The sequence below is a fragment of the Alteromonas sp. BMJM2 genome (assembly GCF_027257845.1).
Lineage (GTDB): Bacteria > Pseudomonadota > Gammaproteobacteria > Enterobacterales > Alteromonadaceae > Alteromonas.
The window spans coordinates 95,153-113,567 of the sequence record NZ_JAPVOT010000004.1 but is presented as its reverse complement, the minus strand read 5'-3'; the positions used below and the strand labels follow the sequence as shown (position 1 = coordinate 113,567).

Genomic DNA, 18,415 nt, shown 5'->3' with positions numbered 1-18,415 from the left:
GCTGTTTATTCAAAAGCTTCTTAAAAGCAGGATAAAAAGAGTATAAATACAACGTTGGAATCCTACTTGATAAAACGGCAACCGCTTATAATCCAATTTCGACGAGTAAACCTTTAAATGGTTCCGTTGTATGCGTAAAATGCCGCACAAAATGAATTAGTGTTATCAAAGAGTGTGAATAACAAATGAATGACTGGCAAACAGCTCTTGCTGAAATTAAACGGGGTGTTGATGAAATTCTCCCTGAAGACGATTTAATAGAGAAACTTAAATCTGGCAAAACCCTAACAATCAAAGCTGGTTTTGATCCAACTGCGCCTGATCTTCACCTTGGTCACACTGTTTTGATCAATAAGCTTCGTACTTTTCAGCAGCAAGGTCATAAGGTTGTTTTTCTTATTGGTGACTTTACCGGTCTTATTGGCGACCCAACAGGTAAAAACGTCACGCGTAAGCCACTAAGCAAAGAGCAAGTTTTGGAGAATGCAAAAACCTATCAAGAGCAGGTTTTTAAAATTTTAGATAAAGAAAAAACGGAAATACGTTTTAACTCTGAGTGGATGGATAACCTTGGCGCGGCTGGCATGATAAAGTTAGCGGCCAGCCAAACAGTCGCTCGTATGCTAGAGCGTGACGACTTTAAAAAGCGTTATAGCAACGGTCAGCCTATCGCAATTCACGAGTTTCTTTACCCTCTGGTACAGGGCTGGGATTCTGTTGCCCTGAAATCTGATGTGGAGCTTGGAGGAACTGATCAGCGCTTTAATTTACTGATGGGGCGTGAGCTTCAAAAAGAGCAGGGCTTAAGCCAGCAGTCTATTGTAATGGTGCCGCTGCTCGAAGGCTTAGATGGCGTTCAAAAGATGTCGAAGTCGCTAAATAACTATATCGGTATTACCGATGCACCTAACGATATGTTCGGTAAAGTGATGTCAATCTCTGATGATCTTATGTGGCGCTACTACGACTTACTCAGCTTCAGACCGTTAGAAGAGATTGCCAGCCTTAAAACTCGTGTTGCTGATGGTGAAAACCCTCGCGACATTAAAATTCTTTTAGCGAAAGAGATCATTGCTCGCTTTCATGACGAAGCGGCTGCCGAAGGCGCTCATCAAGACTTTATTCAGCGTTTTCAAAAGAACGCCATACCCGATGATATGCCTGAGGTAGAAATTGCACTGCCGACTGATGGCATTGCCATTGGCAACTTGCTTAAAGAAGCGAAACTTGTGGGTTCAACCTCAGATGCAATGAGAATGATTAAGCAGGGCGCGGTTAAAATTAATGGCGATAAAGTGGAAGATACTCGCCTTGTACTTGTTGAAAAAGGCGAAAATGTTTACCAAGTGGGTAAACGTAAATTTGCTCGTATCACTCTTTCTTAATTCGAAGGACTGCACGGGAAACGTGTGAGCGCGTTACAAGCGAAGTTGTAAGTATTTGTAGAAGCCTGCTAACGAAAGTTAAGCAGGCTTTTTTACTGATAGGGTTATTCTTTAGATAAACGAAAGCATCATTTCGGCACCTTCGCAGTAACAATGCTCGTCGCAAACTGGACAATCGTAACCTTCGTAGATTGAAGCGTATTGCCATTTATTAGGATGTTTTTTGATAAGTACACCGCCATTTTTCGAGAAATATTTAAACGCACTATTTCCCGGACTGGCTAGCCATATATGAGCTAGCCCAGCAAGGGCGCCCTGTGACAAAGCGCTTTCAATCGACTTGGCCAACAGTTTACTCCCAATCCCCAAGCCTTGTTTGTCAGGAACAACAGTATTGCATTTAAAATAACAGACTTTATCTTTGTCGACTGTCCAAAGGTTTGGCGAACACCATTTATCTGGCGTCCATTGCGTGTGCGCAAACGTAAGCCTGAATCCCACGACTACGTCATTGTGCAGAGCTAGCCAGCTAGCATTGACGGTATTGTGAAAGCTACGCGTGTAATAATCAGACATGAGCTCGGGAGTTAAGTAGTTATCGCCATGAACGTGATTTCCAAGTGCAATTACGCCCTCAAAATACTGCGGGGCTAGCTGAACATAGTGTATGTCATGGCGAGTTGTTTCTTCGCGTGCGGCGTCTTTGGGGGCGGTATTGTGCATCAGTCACCCTTCATACCGTCTAAATGAACGTCGAGGGCTTCAACAGAAATCAAGATTTCTCGTACAGACATCCAAAGTGAATAAAGTAATGACACTAAGCTTGCTGCAAATATCCAATTACCGACTTTTTGGTACGTCAGGTAAATGGCAAGCATAGACACCACGCATAAAAAGAAGCTGCCTACGCCAGCTATTTGCATACGCTTTATCAGTGAAATGCGTTGACGCAGGTTTGTGATTTGCGCAACGGTATTGTCGTTGCGTTCTTCTTTCGCAAAGTTCCTAATGATAGTCGCAAGGGTGAGAAATCTATTCGTATATGCAAGTAGCAGTAACGAAATAGCGGGAAACAACATGGCGGGAGTAGCAATATCTATTTGCATTAGGTTTTCTTAAGGTTACATATATGAAAACGTGTAATGCAAAAAAGTGTACCACACAGTTGTGCAGCTTCGCACGAACTGCCGAGCAGCTACATTTTTTCCATTGCGTAGCCAGCTTCATTCCAGCCCAATATATCGCCTTCCAAATGCATAACGTCGGTAAAGTCTTGCTCTTGCAGTACTTTCATTGCGAGTTTGGCTCGTCTACCTGAGCGGCAGTAGAGGATGATGGGCTTGTCTTTATATTCCTGCAATTCGCTTATGTAGTCATCGATGCTTTTATGGGGCATGTTGATGGCGCCAGGAATGTGTCCGTTGGCGTATTCTTCAGGAGAGCGAACATCGATTAGTAGCCAATCGTTACTGGCCACTCTTTCAAGCAGAAAAGGTGACGCTTCAATATTTCGATACGTGGTGGCTTTAGCGGTAAATTGCAATGATAAAAACAATGCAACGCCCACAGCAATTAAGAAACCTGTCACTACAAATCGCATGATGACCTTTCCCGTTGCGATAGTTCAATGAACAATATACTACAAAATTTTAGAGCTTGTTGACCTTTGCAGATATTTACAGCATCGGTTCGATTAGTTAATACCGTGGCAAAGCCGGTTTAGTTCATCTGCAAGACGCAATGAGAATCGGCTGGTAATGTCGGGGTTCACAGTAACTATTTCTGCATCTAAAAAGTCTGAATGAGGTTCCCAGAATGATGACAATGACGCTTTACTTTCGTTACTTGCGGCAATTATCACATCAACCTCACGCATTAGTACTTCTGAAACGGATACTTGAGGGTAATCGATGGGGCTGTCATAAAATGCAGTCTGCGCGCCGCATACGTTCAGTAGTTTGTTTGGCCATGCTTTAGGACCTACTGTCATCAAAGGTGTAGACCATGAGTAATAGAACACGTTTTTGGGCGTCTCCCTTGAATAAGCACTTTTTAACGCCGCTATCTTCTTACTAAATGCTTCCGCCAGGGATTTCGCCTTCAAATTAGTATGCGTTAGCGTGCCTAAACGAATGAGTTCTGATGGGATATCGTCTATTTGCGTAATTGCGCTATCAAACACGTTAAGCCCCAAAGATGACAACTTTTGTATATCTTGTGGCTTATTTCCTCCTTTCCACGCCAATACCAAATCGGGCTTAAAAGCGAGAATAGCGGCCATATCTACGCCTTGGTAGTCAGCAACCCGAGGCAGCGCTTTCGCTGCATCGGGGTAATCGCTGTAATCACTTACTGCCACAAGGTTAGGGCCTAAACCCAAACTGTACGCCCATTCGGTGAGGTGTGGAGCCAGGCTAACTATTCGCAGGCTATCTCTTTGAGGTGCCTGTTGCCCCTCGCGTAGTGCAGGACTTTCTGTTTGATAATATTCAGTGTTGAAGCTATTAGATGAGCCTTTATTTTGCTCTTGTGGCAATAAGCTGGCGGCAACAGTTACGTTTGCTACAAGTAAGAAACTAAAGATAGCACTACCTATTAAACCTTTAGCCAGAGACAAACTACAAAAAGCAGAAGGGCGGCAAGCAAAGCGAGAAAAGAAGTGGGAAGCAAGGCGAGTAAAAAGATGAGAAAGAAGGCGAAAAGAAAGAGGAGCGCTTCGAATACAGTAATTTAGTGTGGTCATTAAATTTATTGGCCTAATACAATGAGTAGCAATGTGGCAATGGCAGTTACACCAATCATCGCGCTGGTGATCGTTCTTTTTACATAAACCATACTTGAGAATTTAACATCCTGTTCGCCACCCACCCGCGGATAGCGAACTTTTTTGTTGGCATAAATAGCAGGCCCGCCCAGTTTGATATTGTGTATACCTCCAAGGATTGCCAATAGCAGCGAGGTTTTATCTTTAACAGAACAGCGTTTAACGGCTTTTAAACCGCGAATGGGCCTACTGCTTATCAACGTGATGAGCGCGCCTAGCAAAGCGGGTGGAAGCACTAATACGCTAACGACTTTTCTTATAGGTTTAGCAAATAACGCCATTTTGGGGTTTCGATAGTGCCACTGCCATGAGGTTAAAAGCAGCAGTCGATACACTAAGGCACCAATGGGCCCAAAGACGACATAGTAAAAAATAACGCCACAGAAAAGATAAAGAAATTTCAGCCATAGCGACTCTATTGCTGCTTTCGCAATACCTATATCAGTTAGCGTATCGCATTGACGCGCTGTGATGCTAGACACCAATTCACGGGCTAGCGACTTTTTATTTCTGCCCACAGTAACTAATACTTTTTTGTACTGCTGGCGCTGGTAGCCGTAATCAAGTAGCACCACCATGATGACGGCATCAAAAAAAACAGGGTACTCAGCCATCGAAACCAAAATGGCGAGGCAGGTGACTAAAGGGCTAAGTAAAACAATAGATGCCAGTGTACCTGAAATGTAGTGCTGGCTAGGAGCGTACGATGGGGAAGGCAACACTTTACGCCCCATCTGATTTACCACGTAGCGCATAAGTGTAAGCGGGTGGGTACGCTGCGGCCATCGCCATGAGGCGTCGATTGCAATGGCCAACCAAAGTATCAGTAGTGGTTGAAAATCAATGCCACTAATTAGTGCATTCATTGGTGTGATAAATCTTCGTTCACGCTTCTATTATCAGTTATGCAAAGTCTTTTATCATTGCCATTACCAGCTGCGCAGAATGCTTTGCTGCGGTCTCTAAATACTCTTTGAAGCTAACTGACGAAGTCTTTCCGGCAATATCTGATAACGAGCGGATAACAAGAAATGGCGTGTTCAGCATGTAACAAACCTGGCCGATTGCCGCACCTTCCATCTCAACGGCTTTCATTTCAGGAAAGTCTTCTCTTAATTTCGCTACGGCTTCGTCGCTACCAATAAAGGCGTCGCCAGTGCAAATTAAGCCGCTGGTAGATTGTATTTCTGCAATGTGCGATGTCGCATTTTTGGCTTTTTCAATGAGTGTATCATTACAGCGAAAGTCTTCTGGCATTCCGGCGCATTGGCCAAGTTTGTAACCAAAGTGAGTGAGGTTGGCATCGTGATGAATAACGTGGCTGGCTATAACCACATCGCCAATGTTCAAGTTTTTATCAAAACCACCCGCAGAGCCTGTGTTAACCACCGCATCAGGAGCATACTGCTCAATAAGTACTGTGGTTGCGATAGCCGCCGCTACTTTACCTATGCCGCACTTAACTAGTATGACTTCAATGCCACTGAGTGTGCCCTCGTAAAACGTTAAATGTTTCCACTTCGTTTCTTTTACGTCGTCTAGTGACGCTTTAAGTAGCGCAACTTCTTCGTCCATTGCACCTAAAATACCAATTCGTTTCATAATTGTACCGACAAGTTAACGTGTTTAAATGTGCTGTCGCACTGCTTTGACCGCTATACTATAGCTGTTATTACAGCGGATTTATAAGCTAATACAAAGCCTGTATGCAGTTAATTGTATAAGGAATATTGGGAAACTGACAGAAAAATGCCTTTGTTACTGTTACTCCGTGTAAGTTTGAGCCGTAACAAAGGCAGGGGGAAGCGGGGGAATTATCTATACGCGCCGATATAGGTGGTTAAGCGGCAGCAGGGCGGCTTGATCTAATCGGTCTCGTTGGGCGTTTAGTTGGCTCTGGGTTAAGCGTAGGCTGCTGCGCCATCTTTTGCTGTAGACGGCGGTATGGCACTAATTTATTTTCAAGGCATTCTCGAATATCTTCAATGCTGTAGCCTGACTTCACTTTAATACGAACATGAGGAACTCCAGCAGCATCTAATGCGCCAGTGACAAACCAATCCTTTTGAGTTTTATACCCCTCTTTGCCTTGGTTGTGTACTAAATCAATGGCTAAAACAGGGCTCATGGTATCTTTTTCAACAAGCACGAAGTCGAGCTGACGGCTTGCTGCGCGTGAGAGTGCCTGTGACGCCGTTTTCTTTTTCGTCGATTGACGAACGGCAACCATGTCGTTTAAACGAACCCGGCACATGACTCTAAATTCGCGGCCAACCGCCTGTTCAATCAACGTTAAAAATGAATATTCCACTTGGGTAAACAGCTGTGGCTTACGTCGAAACGGGAATGCCATTCCTCCATCAGACAATTTTATGGCGCCTAGAGCAACGACAATAAGTAACATCATCAAAATAATTGCCAATTCCATCTTTATCCTCACATATATCAATCAATATTAGCGTCAAAAAGGTGACGCATAATCAAACTAGACCTTTGGTGATTAAGATATTGCAAAGCAGATGCCAGAAATGACTATTTGGTAGATTTATACTGCTTGTTGAAAAACGAAATCGACTGAGCTTGGCTTCGTTCATTAAAGAGCAATCAACACAAGGAATGGTAAATTACAATGTCACCGTGCCGCTTCTTAGTATGAATAAAACGAACTGTTTGAGTCCTAACAGCCCGCAGTGAATAGTCATGTATTTTTCATGTGAGCGGTTAGTCTCGGCAATTAACTTTACGATGTACGAATATCTCGATATATTAGGGGCTTATTTTGAGATTGACGTATTGTCTACTCTCATGCATCTAGTGCATTTAGTGTATAGGGCTTTATAGATGGATTTACGCTTTAAGGCGTCGCGAAAAATTCCCGCAGCGTGTATTTCAAGTTTGTTATTTTTTTATCCCGCAGGCGCTTTCGCTTTCAGTGATTTTGCAAAAGGTAACCCCAATAATGCGGCTGCATTAATATACCTTTTGTTATTTATTTTAGTTGTACTTTTGATTGTACCGCTTTATCAATTTTATATTCATGCAGTTGAATCATTAAAACTAGAACAAGAAAGAAAAGCGCATAATGATATCTTGGATTCGTTTAGCACTGGCGTGGTTTATTTAGACAGCAATGGACACATTGTTTCTGCAAACGAAACGGCCCCAACGTTATTTAAAACTAGCGAGTCGCAACTCCTTAATCGTGAATTCAGTTCACTATTCTTTGATGGAGATAAGCAAAGAATAATAAATGCCTATGCAGGCGAACACGAAGTCCTTGAAGCTAAGTTAAAAAACTCAAGTGAAATGTTATCGGTTAGTTTTGGAGAGTTGCTGACGCAGGGTAAAGCCTCTACTCGTATAGTGACCATCCACGCAGCGGTAAGCGACGCAAGTGGCGATAGCGGCAGAAACGTCAAACTTTTGAACGAACTCTCGCAGGCTAAAAAAGCGTTAGTAAGCGCACAATCTAAAAATAAAATGATGTTTACTACTGCGCCAGTTGCAGTAGGGAAAATGACGAAAGAGTTTAACGTAGTCGATGTAAATGAAAACTTACTCAGTCGATTGAGTTTTAAGCGAACTGATGTTGAGAATAGCCAGTTTTTCAAATTGTTTGCTGAGAAAAATGAAGCCAATGCTGCTGAAAAGGAGCTTCGAAAATCTAAATCTTTACGTGACTTTAGAGCGACTATTGTCGGCAAAAACGGCGCTCGTTATGAAGCCCGTATAGACGTTGAACCTGCGAATGATAAGAATGAAGAGTTTTTATTCTGGATTGTTGAACGTGTAGATGAGTCGTTTAAAACCCAAATAAGTGAACTTGAAAACAAACTAGATAAGACATCTAAAGACGTTGAGCAAAAAGAGGCTCAGTGGGGCAAATCTCAAAAAACCTTACAAGCAACATCTTCTGAACTTGAAGAAACAAAGCGAGCATTGAAGAATGCAGAAGCTAGTGTTTCCTCAAAAGAAAAAGAACTTAAGGCATTATCAAAAGCGCAAAAGCAGAGTGAAGGTGATGCAACTAGTCTACAGAAGTCGCTTGATGAAAAGTCAAAGGCTCTAGAGAGTGTTGAGGAAAAAGCATCTTCACTTTCGCAAAAAGTCGCATCGTTAACTGACGATATTGCTCGATTATCGAAAGAAAAAGAAAGCCAAATAAAGTCATTAGAGAAAGAAAAGCAAACAGAAAAAACCGCCCTTGAAAAAGAGATGTCGAGAGTCTCGTCAGATTTAAATGAATTAAAAACCCAGTTGAGTAACAAAGAGACTGATCTTTCCAAAGCTGAAAATGAATTGGCTGACCTGAAGGAAGCGTTAAAGCAGTCACGCGCTGAAGCGGATGATTACAATAATGCATTAGACAAACTCCATAAAGAGTCGGAAGCGGCGCTGCAGGGCGAGCGAAGTGCCGCAGAGAAAGCGCACGCCAATGCGGTCAACGAATTACAGACGAAATTAGCTACACTTAAATCAGAAGCTGACGCTGAGTCATCGCGTTTGAAAAGTGAACAAGCAGCGTTAAGTGATGCTTTGAAGGATGCTCAGAAAAATCTGGCCGACGTTAAAGATGAATTAGCGCAAAGTGCTAAAGATGCTGAGCATAAGGACTCAGAAAGCGAAAAACACAATCAAATAATCGCAGAGCTCAACGCTCAGATTTCCACTTTAGAGCAAGAATCTAAACAACAAAAACAGCAACTCCAAGAGAAAGAGGCTGCTCTGGACACTACTCAGTCGGAATCTGAGAGCAAAGTTGAGCAGTTGAACAGAGAATTGTCTGAACTACGTGATGCGAATGAGGACTTACAGAAGAGGTTAGCACTTGAGTCTAGTGCTTCTACTGATGCCGTTTCTCAAATTAATCAGGTCGAAGATGCGAAAGCTCGTCTTCAACAAGAACTTGAAGCGTCTCAGAATGCGTTATTTGCGTTAAAGCAATCGGTAGAAGATAAAGATGCTCACAACAAAGCAGTCAGCGAGCAAATAGATGAGCTTAAACGAGAGAACAGCTCATTAAAAGCAGACGCCGATAAACAAAGCAAAGAATTAGTCAAAAATGAATCTAAGTATGAAGAATTAAATACTGCTTCAAAAACGCAAGTTGATGAGCTTGAAAGACAAGTTCAAAAATTACAAAGCGATAATGATTCATTACAGTCACGTCTAGTGGGCGACTCAGATGCAATTGCCCACGCCTCAGAAAAAGTGCAGCAACTTGAAATTGAACGCTCTGAGCTTGAGAAAGCGTTGGCCGACGAGAAAGCAGCGGTCGCAACCCTGCAGCAAGCTGAACAAGAAATACAGTTGCAAAACGATGAGCAAATTAAGCTGCTGGAAGCTGAAAAACAAAAGCTTGTAGAAGCCTTAGCCGACGAAAAAGCTGCAATAGAAGTACTCAAGCAAGGTGAGCAGGAGTCACAGTCGTCTATTAACGAGCAAGTTACGCAATTAGAAAAGGCGAAACAACAGCTTGAAAAAGCGTTGGCCGACGAAAAAAACATGGTTGCAAAATTGCAGCACAACGAAAAAGAAATGCTGTCGCTTACAGATGATCAAATTAAGCAATTAGAATCGTCAAAACAAGAGCTTGAGAAAGCCTTAGCTGATGAAAAGTCTACTGTGGAACTGCTGAAGCTAGGTGAACAAAAATCACAGTCGTCTAGTGATGAGAAATTAGTTCAGTTAGAGAAAGCTAAGCAAAAACTTGAAGAAGCGCTTGCCGCTGAAAAAGAAACGGTTTCAGCATTGCAGCAAAGTGAACAAAAAGCACTGTCGCAGAACATTGAGCAAGTTAAGCAGTTAGAGAAAGCTAAACAAGAGCTTGAGAAAGCCTTGGCTGACGAAAAAGCGTCCATGCTTCAGTTGCAATCAAGTGAGCAAGAAAAGCAACTGCGTGTAGATGATGTAGAGAGAGAAGTTGAAAGTTTAAAAGAAAATAATGCAGAGTTACTCAGTAAGCTCCAGCAGTCCTCTGAAGTAGTTGCGCAAAACGACAGTAAAGTTGGCCAACTAGAGCAGTCGAAAAAAGAGCTTCAAAAAGCACTTATTGACGCTCAACAATCTATTGCTTCTCTAAAGCAGGTATCTACTGACAAGCAAAATGTAGAGAGTGAACTTGAGGCGCAAGTACAAAAAGCGCAAAGTATCGAAAATGAACTCGCCCAGAAAAAGCAAGAAGCTTCAATAGCAAAGCAATCTTTAAAAGAGTCTCAACAAAACCAAGCTGAACTAAAAGAGAAAGTAGAGTTGCTTGAGGCTAAGTTAGAAGAGACTAGTAGGAGTGCACCTCAAGAGCCAAATAAAGCGACTTCACCAGTTGCTGGTAGCATGTTTCGTGCTGACATAGAAGAACTGCCGACACCAGAAAACCCAACGGCCTTTTTCGACTTAAATTATTTTTGGGCATCGCAAGGCGAAGGGGCAACATTAACCTCTGCATTACAAGACTTGCTTGTCAGAATTGAAGAGGTCATTGAAAAAGGAGAAAAGGCCGTTGATTCCGAAAAAATTGGCGAGCTAATCATAACCTCACAGGCGCTCATGAAGCTATCTCGCTCAATTAATGCTGAGCCTTTAGTTGACCTGGCTCAAAGCCTTGAAAACGATTGTCGTCAAGGTTTACTTGATAATGCACTAATACGTTGGTACCCGACAAAGCAAGGTTTACAGAAAACTCTACGTGTGGTGTACAACCAAATCCAAAGGATCTAACGCGTCCCCTAGCTTACATAAAACGCGGAGTCCATACTCCGCGTCTTTTCACTAATATCATTTTAAATGTTCCCAGGCTTTCGACACGCTCTAGCTTTTGTAAAACGTAAATCACAGCTTTCAATGGCCCGAAAAATAAAAGTATTTATTCTGAGTATACTGTAAGAAGAATCGGGCTTCTTACGGCCAATAAGTTTCAGGGATGGGAAAGATGAAAAAGTTGTATGTTGCTTTCGGCTTTTGGTTAATTACTTCGATGGCTCAGCATCGTCAATGACATGGGCTGTGAGCTCTATCGATGGTATTCAACTTAGTTAGCCACAATCTAAGGAATCAATTTGTTTCTGCGCATCTAACGAGCTAGGAGCTTTAGGAGAACTCCCCGCTTGGTCTTCAAGGGCAAAGCAATATGCCTTTTTAAAAGCATTCTCGGCCAAGACTTCGACATTTGGTTTTACACCTATACCCTCCCAATTACTTCCTGTAACGGGATTTATTGCTTTGGCATATGGAATTGCAACAGCGAATCCCTCTTCGTAAAAATACGTTCTAATTGGATTAGCGCCGCCACCCGTTCTCTCACCAACTACAATAGCCCTTTCGTAATGTTGAAGGTCGTACACAAAAGCCTCTGCGGCTGAAAAAGTGTCGCTACTGGTTAAAAGGTAAAGCGGCATTTGGGGACGTCGTAAGTCTTTTGATGCCGGCTCGGACGCAAACTCAATGGTCGTGTCAGAAGCCCTCTCATAGATGCTGCTTAGTTTGATTTCGTTTTCGAAAAAGTATCCGGCAAGCACCGAAACCATATCTGGCGAACCGCCGCCATTTTCGCGTAAATCTATGATTAGACTGTCAACGTCACTCATGAAAGCCATTGCTACCTTGGCTCTTTTCACTGATTTGGTATCTACTTTGTCAAACCCTGTTAGGCTAAGAAAACCAATGTTGCCTTCCAAGATTTGAACTGATTGGAATCCTGAGTTTTTTCTTCTCAGCCTGTGCCAATATGACTCGGTAGCAATCTCTTGTTCACTGTCAAAGCTTTGATGAACAGATACTACAAAATGTTTATCAATTCTTGTTAACGCGTTCGTTAATAGTGTTGCGAGAGCTTCTTTGTCAGTGATATCCCCTGTAACTATTGAAGCAGCGGCGACCTCTATGCTCGCTTCTATCGATTCCATTTTCTCTTCCGACACATAAACCGATTTTGCGTTTTCGGTAAAGATATCTAAAAACTGCAACATGTTTTCTTTGGTCGATGCCTGACCGCTCGAACAGAATACAAAGAAAAAAACATTGAAAATTATTACTGAATTCTTTTTCAAATTAACACGGCCATCGTTAATAAAATCATTAATATAAGTATTTGAATTGCTCTTGTTTAAGTTATCACTAAAGCGAACCGTAAGGTCAATATCCCCATAATTAGAGGTCTCAGTGTTTTTCAGGTGGTTCTTCCGTTTTGAAACAAAAGCGCTATTTGGAATTAGTGGAACAAACAACTCATCGACTGATCGCTCGATGTCTCTAGCTGCTTTCAGAGTATTTACGCAAAACCTTGTTAAAGCAAAAGAAAAAATGGGTGAAAAGAAGCGAGTCTCAATGTTTTAGTCTCAAGAAACACTATTACTCTTCTAATCTTTAATATCTGTCGAAAGCACGGTTGAAAGGAGTTTAGAGAAAATTAGAGGAGCAACTAGGCAGGGTGGGTAAAAGCCACTCTAGCTGTTGCAGAGTGGCTTAACAGACTGGCTTTGCGCTAACCTGCCGATGGTATCGTAAAAGCTTCACTAACTTTTAGCGGGTTTAATACATCATTTGTAGAAAGCTCTACCGTGTACTCACCCTCTAAGGTAGGCTCACTTGAGTCAAACTCTATAGTGAACTTGGTATTGGTGCGCCCTGCAATTGATTGTCTATCGACTGTGCTTCCGTTAGGTCCGCGGGCTCGCATAGCGATAAAGCCCCCTGGTCTGAAGTTAAATGTTGCAGTAACGTCTACCGATACTACGCAACGAGAGCCATCCTGATAGCTTTCATCACAGTAGTTAGGGATTGCACTGAAACTGACAATTTGAAGCTCGCTAGAAATAGCAGCAGGACTAGATTCTTCTGATTCCCCCTGAAACTCGCTCAATAGCGACTGTAGACGTACATTTTCTGCATTAGCCTGTGCTAGTTGAGCTTCAAAGCCCGCATTGCTAGTGTTTTGCTGTAATCGGTCAACCTCGATTTTTAGTTCATCGAGTTGGCTAGTTAACCTCTCGTTTAGCGCTTGGACGCTTGCAAGCTCTTCTGCAGCTTCTCCATTCTCAGTGTTTTGAGCTAGTAATCGCTCGTTTTCTTCACGGAGCGTTGTGAGCTCTTCCTCTAATTCAAGCTTTGCTGCCTCAGTATCTTGAAGTGAGTCACCTGAATTGCGAAGTGCTTCGACTCGTTTTTCTAGAGAGCGAATTTTGTCGTTGCGTTTGTCTAATGATGCACTGCATGATTGCTGTTTTTTCTGTGTTGTTTCCAGCTTGTTTTTAATTGACACAAACTCGTCAGAAGGCGGAAGGGCTGCACATTGTGATGACAAATCACTGTCGTTATCGCGCTGTTGAATTTGCTCGATAGTAGACTCTTTGTCGTTAATTTCGCTCTCCAGCTCAGACACTTTTTTTGAGAACGCTGTGAGCTTAGATTCAAGTTCTTCTGATTGTGAGGTGAGTGTTTGATTTTCTTCTACAATGTCATCTATATAAGACTGATCTGCGGAAAGAGACTGATTCATTTTAAAGAAAAAATACAGTGCCAAAATCACCAAGAATCCAATCACAGCTCCTAAATATTTTGCTGCATGTTGAACTACTTTTTCCATAAATACGACAATTCCTCGTTAATATTGGCTTAAATAGAATAAAGATACAAAAGTGCTGCTAAATTACTACTGCAATTTTAACTTTACCAACTCTTTAAGGGGTAATAAACAAAAAAGCCCACTAAGAAGTGGGCTTCTACACGTTTTTCAATTTAGAAAACGTAATTAATAGCAATACGGCTTAATGTTGCATCTCTAGTGTCATTTAAATCATCAGAGTAGCGACTAATTTCTGCTTTCAGCGCAATATTCGAATCATAATCGTATCGAACTGTTGCTGATGTAACAGTATAGTTTTGAGCAAATACCCCATTGATAGCCATCAGGCTTGGCGTAATAGCAGTTTGAAGAGGCTCTCCAAGAGCTGCTAACTCATCTAAACCTTTAACCTCGTCACCTTTAAATGATTGATAAGTAAACGAAGGGGTCCACTTACCGAAACGCATGCCAGCGGTAACATACCATGCCTCATCTTTAGGCGTATACGACTCTTCGATGTCGATATCGGTGTATTCACCACCTACAAACCAGTCGAAAGTATCAATCTGAACACCAACACCAACAAAGCGCGCAGTATCTTCTTCCATTAGAAGAAAATCTCTCAATCCTGGCGCAACAGCTGAAAGCTGATCAGTAATTTGAGCATTGAGGTCTGGTTGGTCAAAGGTTGTCTTGGCCGAGCCGTAAACGCTTCGAATGCTCAACCAATCATTTGATACTTCGGCACTTACCAAATAGGTGTTGTCACCCTCAATCGTACCCGCAGATATTTCATTCTCAAACGTACCAACAGCGGCACCCAACTTGTATTCCCAGTCGCCTGCGAAATCTGAATAGTCGATACGGAAACCGTCTAAGTCATTAAATGGTACGTCATACACTGCTTGAGGTGCAGAGATCCAGTGGTGCGAATAGCCCACATCTAATGAATCAGAGAGTCGGAATAATGGAAGGCGAAAACGACCCGCCGACACAGCCATGTTGTTAGTAACACGATAAGTTAGGTAAGCCCACTCGAAGTCGACTTCAAAGTCGTTTTCGCCTCGAGCAAGTACCTGAACTGTGGCTGACATGCGATCGTTAACATCTCCACTTGCTTGAAGAGCGAATAGACTCTCTTCACGGAAGCTAATATTATCATCGTAGCCGTAAAGTGGATCTTGCGTTGGGGATACTACTCTGTCTTCACTTGCCATACCGCCGATAAAGTTGGCGAAACCATTTATTCTTATATTGGCGTGTGCTGTGTTGGCAAGGGCTGCAGTCAATGCAACTGCTAAAAGTGCTTTTTTCATGACAAAATCCTTAGTCTAAGTTTACGACTTTAACGTCGCCGTTTACCGAGGCCGAATCGATGTATCCAATTGCGTTTTTATCGCCTTGAATAAATTCAATTACTTCCGCATCCGTTTCTACTTCCTGAGGGGCAATGCCACGGCCGGTAAAAACCAGTTTTGCCCACATAGCTGAAACTTGAGCGGTATTGCGCCCAAGTACATCGCTATCAAACTCTGCGCGTAATGGTTGAGATGCAGGTTGAGTTACGATGGTTGCAGCTTCACTTGAAGGAAATGCGGTTTCCTTGCCTAGAAAAAGACGTTGAACATTTTGCTTAGTTATTGTTGCCTGATTGTCAGGGTGTACTACAACAACGACTTCAGCAACGGCTTGCAAACTAAGTAAGGCGCCGAATAGAGTTGCGCCAATTGTGCGTTTCATTATGATCGTTTCCTTGAATCGTTATTATCGAATACTGCTTATAACGCTGACGCCTAATTGACGATCCGCGGAGTGTGTTAAGCATGAGTATTTTGTATTCGATTTATTCTTATTTTTAGTTAGGGTCTTACCTACAGCATTTTAGCGCACGTTTGGTACACGCTGCTTTTCGGAATCAGCCTCCCAAAAACGAGAAAAGAATGTCTTTTTGCTCGTAAAATGTCAAGGAAAAGTAGATGGTTAGCGTATTAAATTTCATCAGATTTAATAATTTAATATACAAAATCACCTGATTTTAATTAGTGTAATGATGAGATAGGTATAATAAAAAACACGGTGAGCGACCGTTATGCGAACCGCCGTATCGCACACATTATTGAATGGCTATTCATTATTAAAAGCTCAAATAGCTTTAGAGCTAGACCTTGACCTTGAGATTAGAATCTAACGACAGTTGCGGGTATTGTTAATGCCTACCAATCATTTTTTATGAGCAAATGCGTTGAGCGGGAAAGTGATACTTCCGACACAAAAGTCATTGGTGATTGCTATCGGCAGTTAGTAGAGCGGGGATAGCACACATTCCACCTAAAACGCCTTTACGCTATTGCTGGCGTAGCTTATGGCGCCGATGGGCAAGACAAGCTTAATGAAGCGATTAAGTCGTTGACTAAGAACTCTTAGTCAACGGTTGCTATTTAGTCGCTGAATCAAGGCCGTGAAAACCAATGCTTACTACTTCGTAACCAAAATATCTACTTGCGCTCCTGCATTGTCAGGCGATACCACTATTTTAGTGTTTCGTTCTGTAGATGTGATCAGCGTACGCTGATTGATTGCCGTGTGGGTTTTAAACATGGGTAGGCGTTCGTTGTAAAAGCTGATCATTTGTGAGGGAGTCAGCGAGGTGTGGTAAACCATAGCAGCTGGAATATCACTTTCAAACTGCTGACATTGCGTAGCGTCTAAAGATAGAACGACTGAATGAAACTCAGTTGGGCATGTTGTCGTGTTAGGTTTACTCACGCTTTCAGTGACAGCCAGTGTGTCTGCGAAGACCGATGCGCTTCCTAGAAAAATCGCTATACAGGCGATGGTATTTTTAATCAATGTAAAATGCGCAGTAGGGCGGTATGCTGATTTTTTATTTTTCATGGTGTTACACATTCTCTAAATTCTTATTAACGGGCTTTTAATGGCCCTTGCTACTCGCCTGCCTACACATTTAATAGTATGGGTATCTGGAAGTCGGACCGTGATGATTAGTTTTTGTCAATGTTATTAATTACCATAGTAAGAATAATACCAAGGAAGTTCAACTAGAGTTTGTTTGCTTTTGTATAGGAATTATACCTTTATCAGAAATAGTAAAGTGAGAAGTATCACGACTTGGTTCAATACGTGTCGGTCCGAAACAGTGGGTTGCACACAGAAAACAAAAAAGGTCTAAATGCACATTGCAAATAGACCTTTTGTTCTTGCTGTTGAGGGCTATACGCCCATAAAGTCCATCATGCCTTCAGCAGCTTTACGTCCTTCATCAATGGCAGTCACCACCAAATCACTTCCTCGAACCATATCGCCACCGGCGAATATTTTCGGGTTAGACGTTTGATAAGCAAATTTACCTGCACGCGGAGCGCGCACTCGGCCTTTTTCATCAAGCATAATGCCGTACTCGCCAAACCATGGTGCAGGACTTGGCTGGAAACCAAAGGCAATAATAACCACGTCTGCTTCAAGAACGTGTTCTGAGCCTTCAACTTCGATAGGACGACGACGACCATTTGAATCTGGCGGGCCCATCTCAGTTTTAACCAGCTTAACGCCAACCGCATTGCCGTTATCATCTACGGCAATATCCAGTGGCTGAAGGTTAAACCTAAACTCAACGCCTTCTTCTTTGGCATTAACCACTTCGCGACGTGAACCAGGCATGCTTTCTTCATCACGTCGATAGGCACAGGTCACGCTTTTAGCGCCTTGACGAATAGATGTACGCAGGCAGTCCATAGTGGTATCACCACCACCTAGCACTACAACGCGTTTGTCTTTCATATCGATAAAGTCAGCAGGGTCTTTTTCTAACCCCATTACGCGGTTGGTGTTAGCAATCAAAAACGGCAGCGCCTCGTGAACACCATGTACGTGTTCATTGTCAAAACCACCCTGCATCGACTTGTACGTACCCATTCCTAAAAATACGGCATCGTACTTGTTGAGCAGATCATCAAACTGGACGTCTTTACCAATTTCAGTGTTAAGTACAAACTCAATACCCATATCTGAGAAGATTTGGCGACGCAGTTTAATCACGTCTTTTTCAAGTTTGAAAGAAGGGATACCGAAGGTCAGTAGGCCACCAATTTCTTCGTACTTATCGTAAACTACTGGCTTAACCCCGTTTCTGATAAGAATATCAGCACAGGCTAGGCCAGCAGGCCCGGCTCCAACAATAGCCACTTTCTTATCTGTCCACTCAACATCAGACATGTCTGGACGCCAGCCCATTTCAAAGGCTTTGTCGGTAATGTATTTCTCAATACTACCGATAGTAACAGCGCCAAAGTCGTCGTTTAGCGTACATGCACCTTCACAGAGTCTGTCCTGTGGGCAAACTCGCCCGCACACTTCAGGCAAGCTATTAGTTTTATGTGAAAGTTCAGCAGCTTCAATAATTCTGCCTTCGTTAGCCAAATCCAACCATTGAGGAATGTAGTTGTGCACGGGGCACTTCCATTCGCAATATGGATTACCGCAGTCCAGGCAGCGATCTGCCTGACCTTCGGTTTGCGACTGGCTTAGCGGCTGATAAATTTCCGCAAACTCTTCCTTACGCACCATGATCGGCTTTTTAGGCGGATCGATACGTTCAACATCGACAAATTGATATACGTTCTTTGCCAT

At 42.7% G+C, this 18,415-nt stretch carries 15 protein-coding genes; 2 read left to right on the top strand and 13 right to left on the bottom strand.

The features are described 5' to 3' along the window. Nucleotides 1-185 precede the first annotated feature (185 nt). The gene (tyrS, locus tag O9X84_RS06580; protein WP_269518862.1) at nucleotides 186-1,385 is read left to right on the top strand and encodes a tyrosine--tRNA ligase; all 1,200 of its coding nucleotides are present in this window, start codon (nucleotides 186-188) and stop codon (nucleotides 1,383-1,385) included. 111 nt (nucleotides 1,386-1,496) lie between these two features. On the opposite strand, the gene O9X84_RS06575 is transcribed toward tyrS, so the two are convergent. The 7 genes from O9X84_RS06575 to O9X84_RS06545 all read right to left on the bottom strand — a co-directional run bounded on the left by O9X84_RS06575 (nucleotide 1,497) and on the right by O9X84_RS06545 (nucleotide 6,637). Then, nucleotides 1,497-2,108, bottom strand: a complete 612-nt coding sequence (locus O9X84_RS06575; protein ID WP_269518861.1) for a GNAT family N-acetyltransferase — start codon at nucleotides 2,106-2,108, stop codon at nucleotides 1,497-1,499. Further along, the gene (locus O9X84_RS06570; RefSeq protein ID WP_032097366.1) at nucleotides 2,108-2,491 is read right to left on the bottom strand and encodes a DUF2721 domain-containing protein; all 384 of its coding nucleotides are present in this window, start codon (nucleotides 2,489-2,491) and stop codon (nucleotides 2,108-2,110) included. The genes O9X84_RS06575 and O9X84_RS06570 overlap by 1 nt, the downstream gene beginning before the upstream one ends. Nucleotides 2,492-2,580: 89 nt before the next feature. Then, complete coding sequence (locus O9X84_RS06565; protein WP_269518860.1) at nucleotides 2,581-2,985, bottom strand: rhodanese-like domain-containing protein; 405 nt, start codon at nucleotides 2,983-2,985, stop codon at nucleotides 2,581-2,583. A 93-nt stretch (nucleotides 2,986-3,078) separates the two neighbouring features. Continuing rightward, a complete protein-coding gene (locus O9X84_RS06560; protein WP_269518859.1) occupies nucleotides 3,079-4,128 on the bottom strand; it encodes a cobalamin-binding protein in 1,050 nt (349 codons plus the stop codon). A gap of 5 nt (nucleotides 4,129-4,133) precedes the next feature. Beyond that, nucleotides 4,134-5,075, bottom strand: coding sequence for a cobalamin biosynthesis protein CobD/CbiB (locus tag O9X84_RS06555; protein WP_269518858.1), 942 nt, complete (start codon nucleotides 5,073-5,075; stop codon nucleotides 4,134-4,136). Nucleotides 5,076-5,112: 37 nt separating this feature from the next. After that, nucleotides 5,113-5,811, bottom strand: coding sequence for a 5'-methylthioadenosine/adenosylhomocysteine nucleosidase (locus O9X84_RS06550; RefSeq protein WP_269518857.1), 699 nt, complete (start codon nucleotides 5,809-5,811; stop codon nucleotides 5,113-5,115). Between the two features lie 238 nt (nucleotides 5,812-6,049). Further along, entirely contained in the window at nucleotides 6,050-6,637 is a 588-nt protein-coding gene (locus tag O9X84_RS06545) for a DUF2726 domain-containing protein (protein ID WP_269518856.1), read from the bottom strand. Nucleotides 6,638-7,050: 413 nt separating this feature from the next. Here O9X84_RS06545 and O9X84_RS06540 point away from each other — a divergent pair, with 413 nt between their 5' ends. After that, nucleotides 7,051-10,926, top strand: coding sequence for a PAS domain-containing protein (locus O9X84_RS06540; protein ID WP_269518855.1), 3,876 nt, complete (start codon nucleotides 7,051-7,053; stop codon nucleotides 10,924-10,926). Nucleotides 10,927-11,240: 314 nt separating this feature from the next. On the opposite strand, the gene O9X84_RS06535 is transcribed toward O9X84_RS06540, so the two are convergent. The 6 genes from O9X84_RS06535 to O9X84_RS06510 form a co-directional block, all read right to left on the bottom strand. Then, complete coding sequence (locus tag O9X84_RS06535) at nucleotides 11,241-12,173, bottom strand: S41 family peptidase (protein ID WP_269518854.1); 933 nt, start codon at nucleotides 12,171-12,173, stop codon at nucleotides 11,241-11,243. A gap of 515 nt (nucleotides 12,174-12,688) precedes the next feature. Beyond that, entirely contained in the window at nucleotides 12,689-13,789 is a 1,101-nt protein-coding gene (locus tag O9X84_RS06530) for a hypothetical protein (protein WP_269518853.1), read from the bottom strand. Nucleotides 13,790-13,941: 152 nt separating this feature from the next. Continuing rightward, nucleotides 13,942-15,084, bottom strand: a complete 1,143-nt coding sequence (locus tag O9X84_RS06525) for a topoisomerase IV (RefSeq protein ID WP_269518852.1) — start codon at nucleotides 15,082-15,084, stop codon at nucleotides 13,942-13,944. 10 nt (nucleotides 15,085-15,094) lie between these two features. Further along, nucleotides 15,095-15,508 (bottom strand): phosphate ABC transporter substrate-binding protein, encoded by a 414-nt coding sequence (locus O9X84_RS06520; RefSeq protein ID WP_269518850.1) that lies wholly within the window; start codon nucleotides 15,506-15,508, stop codon nucleotides 15,095-15,097. A 735-nt stretch (nucleotides 15,509-16,243) separates the two neighbouring features. After that, nucleotides 16,244-16,663, bottom strand: a complete 420-nt coding sequence (locus tag O9X84_RS06515) for a hypothetical protein (RefSeq protein ID WP_269518849.1) — start codon at nucleotides 16,661-16,663, stop codon at nucleotides 16,244-16,246. 336 nt (nucleotides 16,664-16,999) lie between these two features. Beyond that, a complete protein-coding gene (locus O9X84_RS06510; RefSeq protein ID WP_269518848.1) occupies nucleotides 17,000-18,415 on the bottom strand; it encodes an FAD-dependent oxidoreductase in 1,416 nt (471 codons plus the stop codon).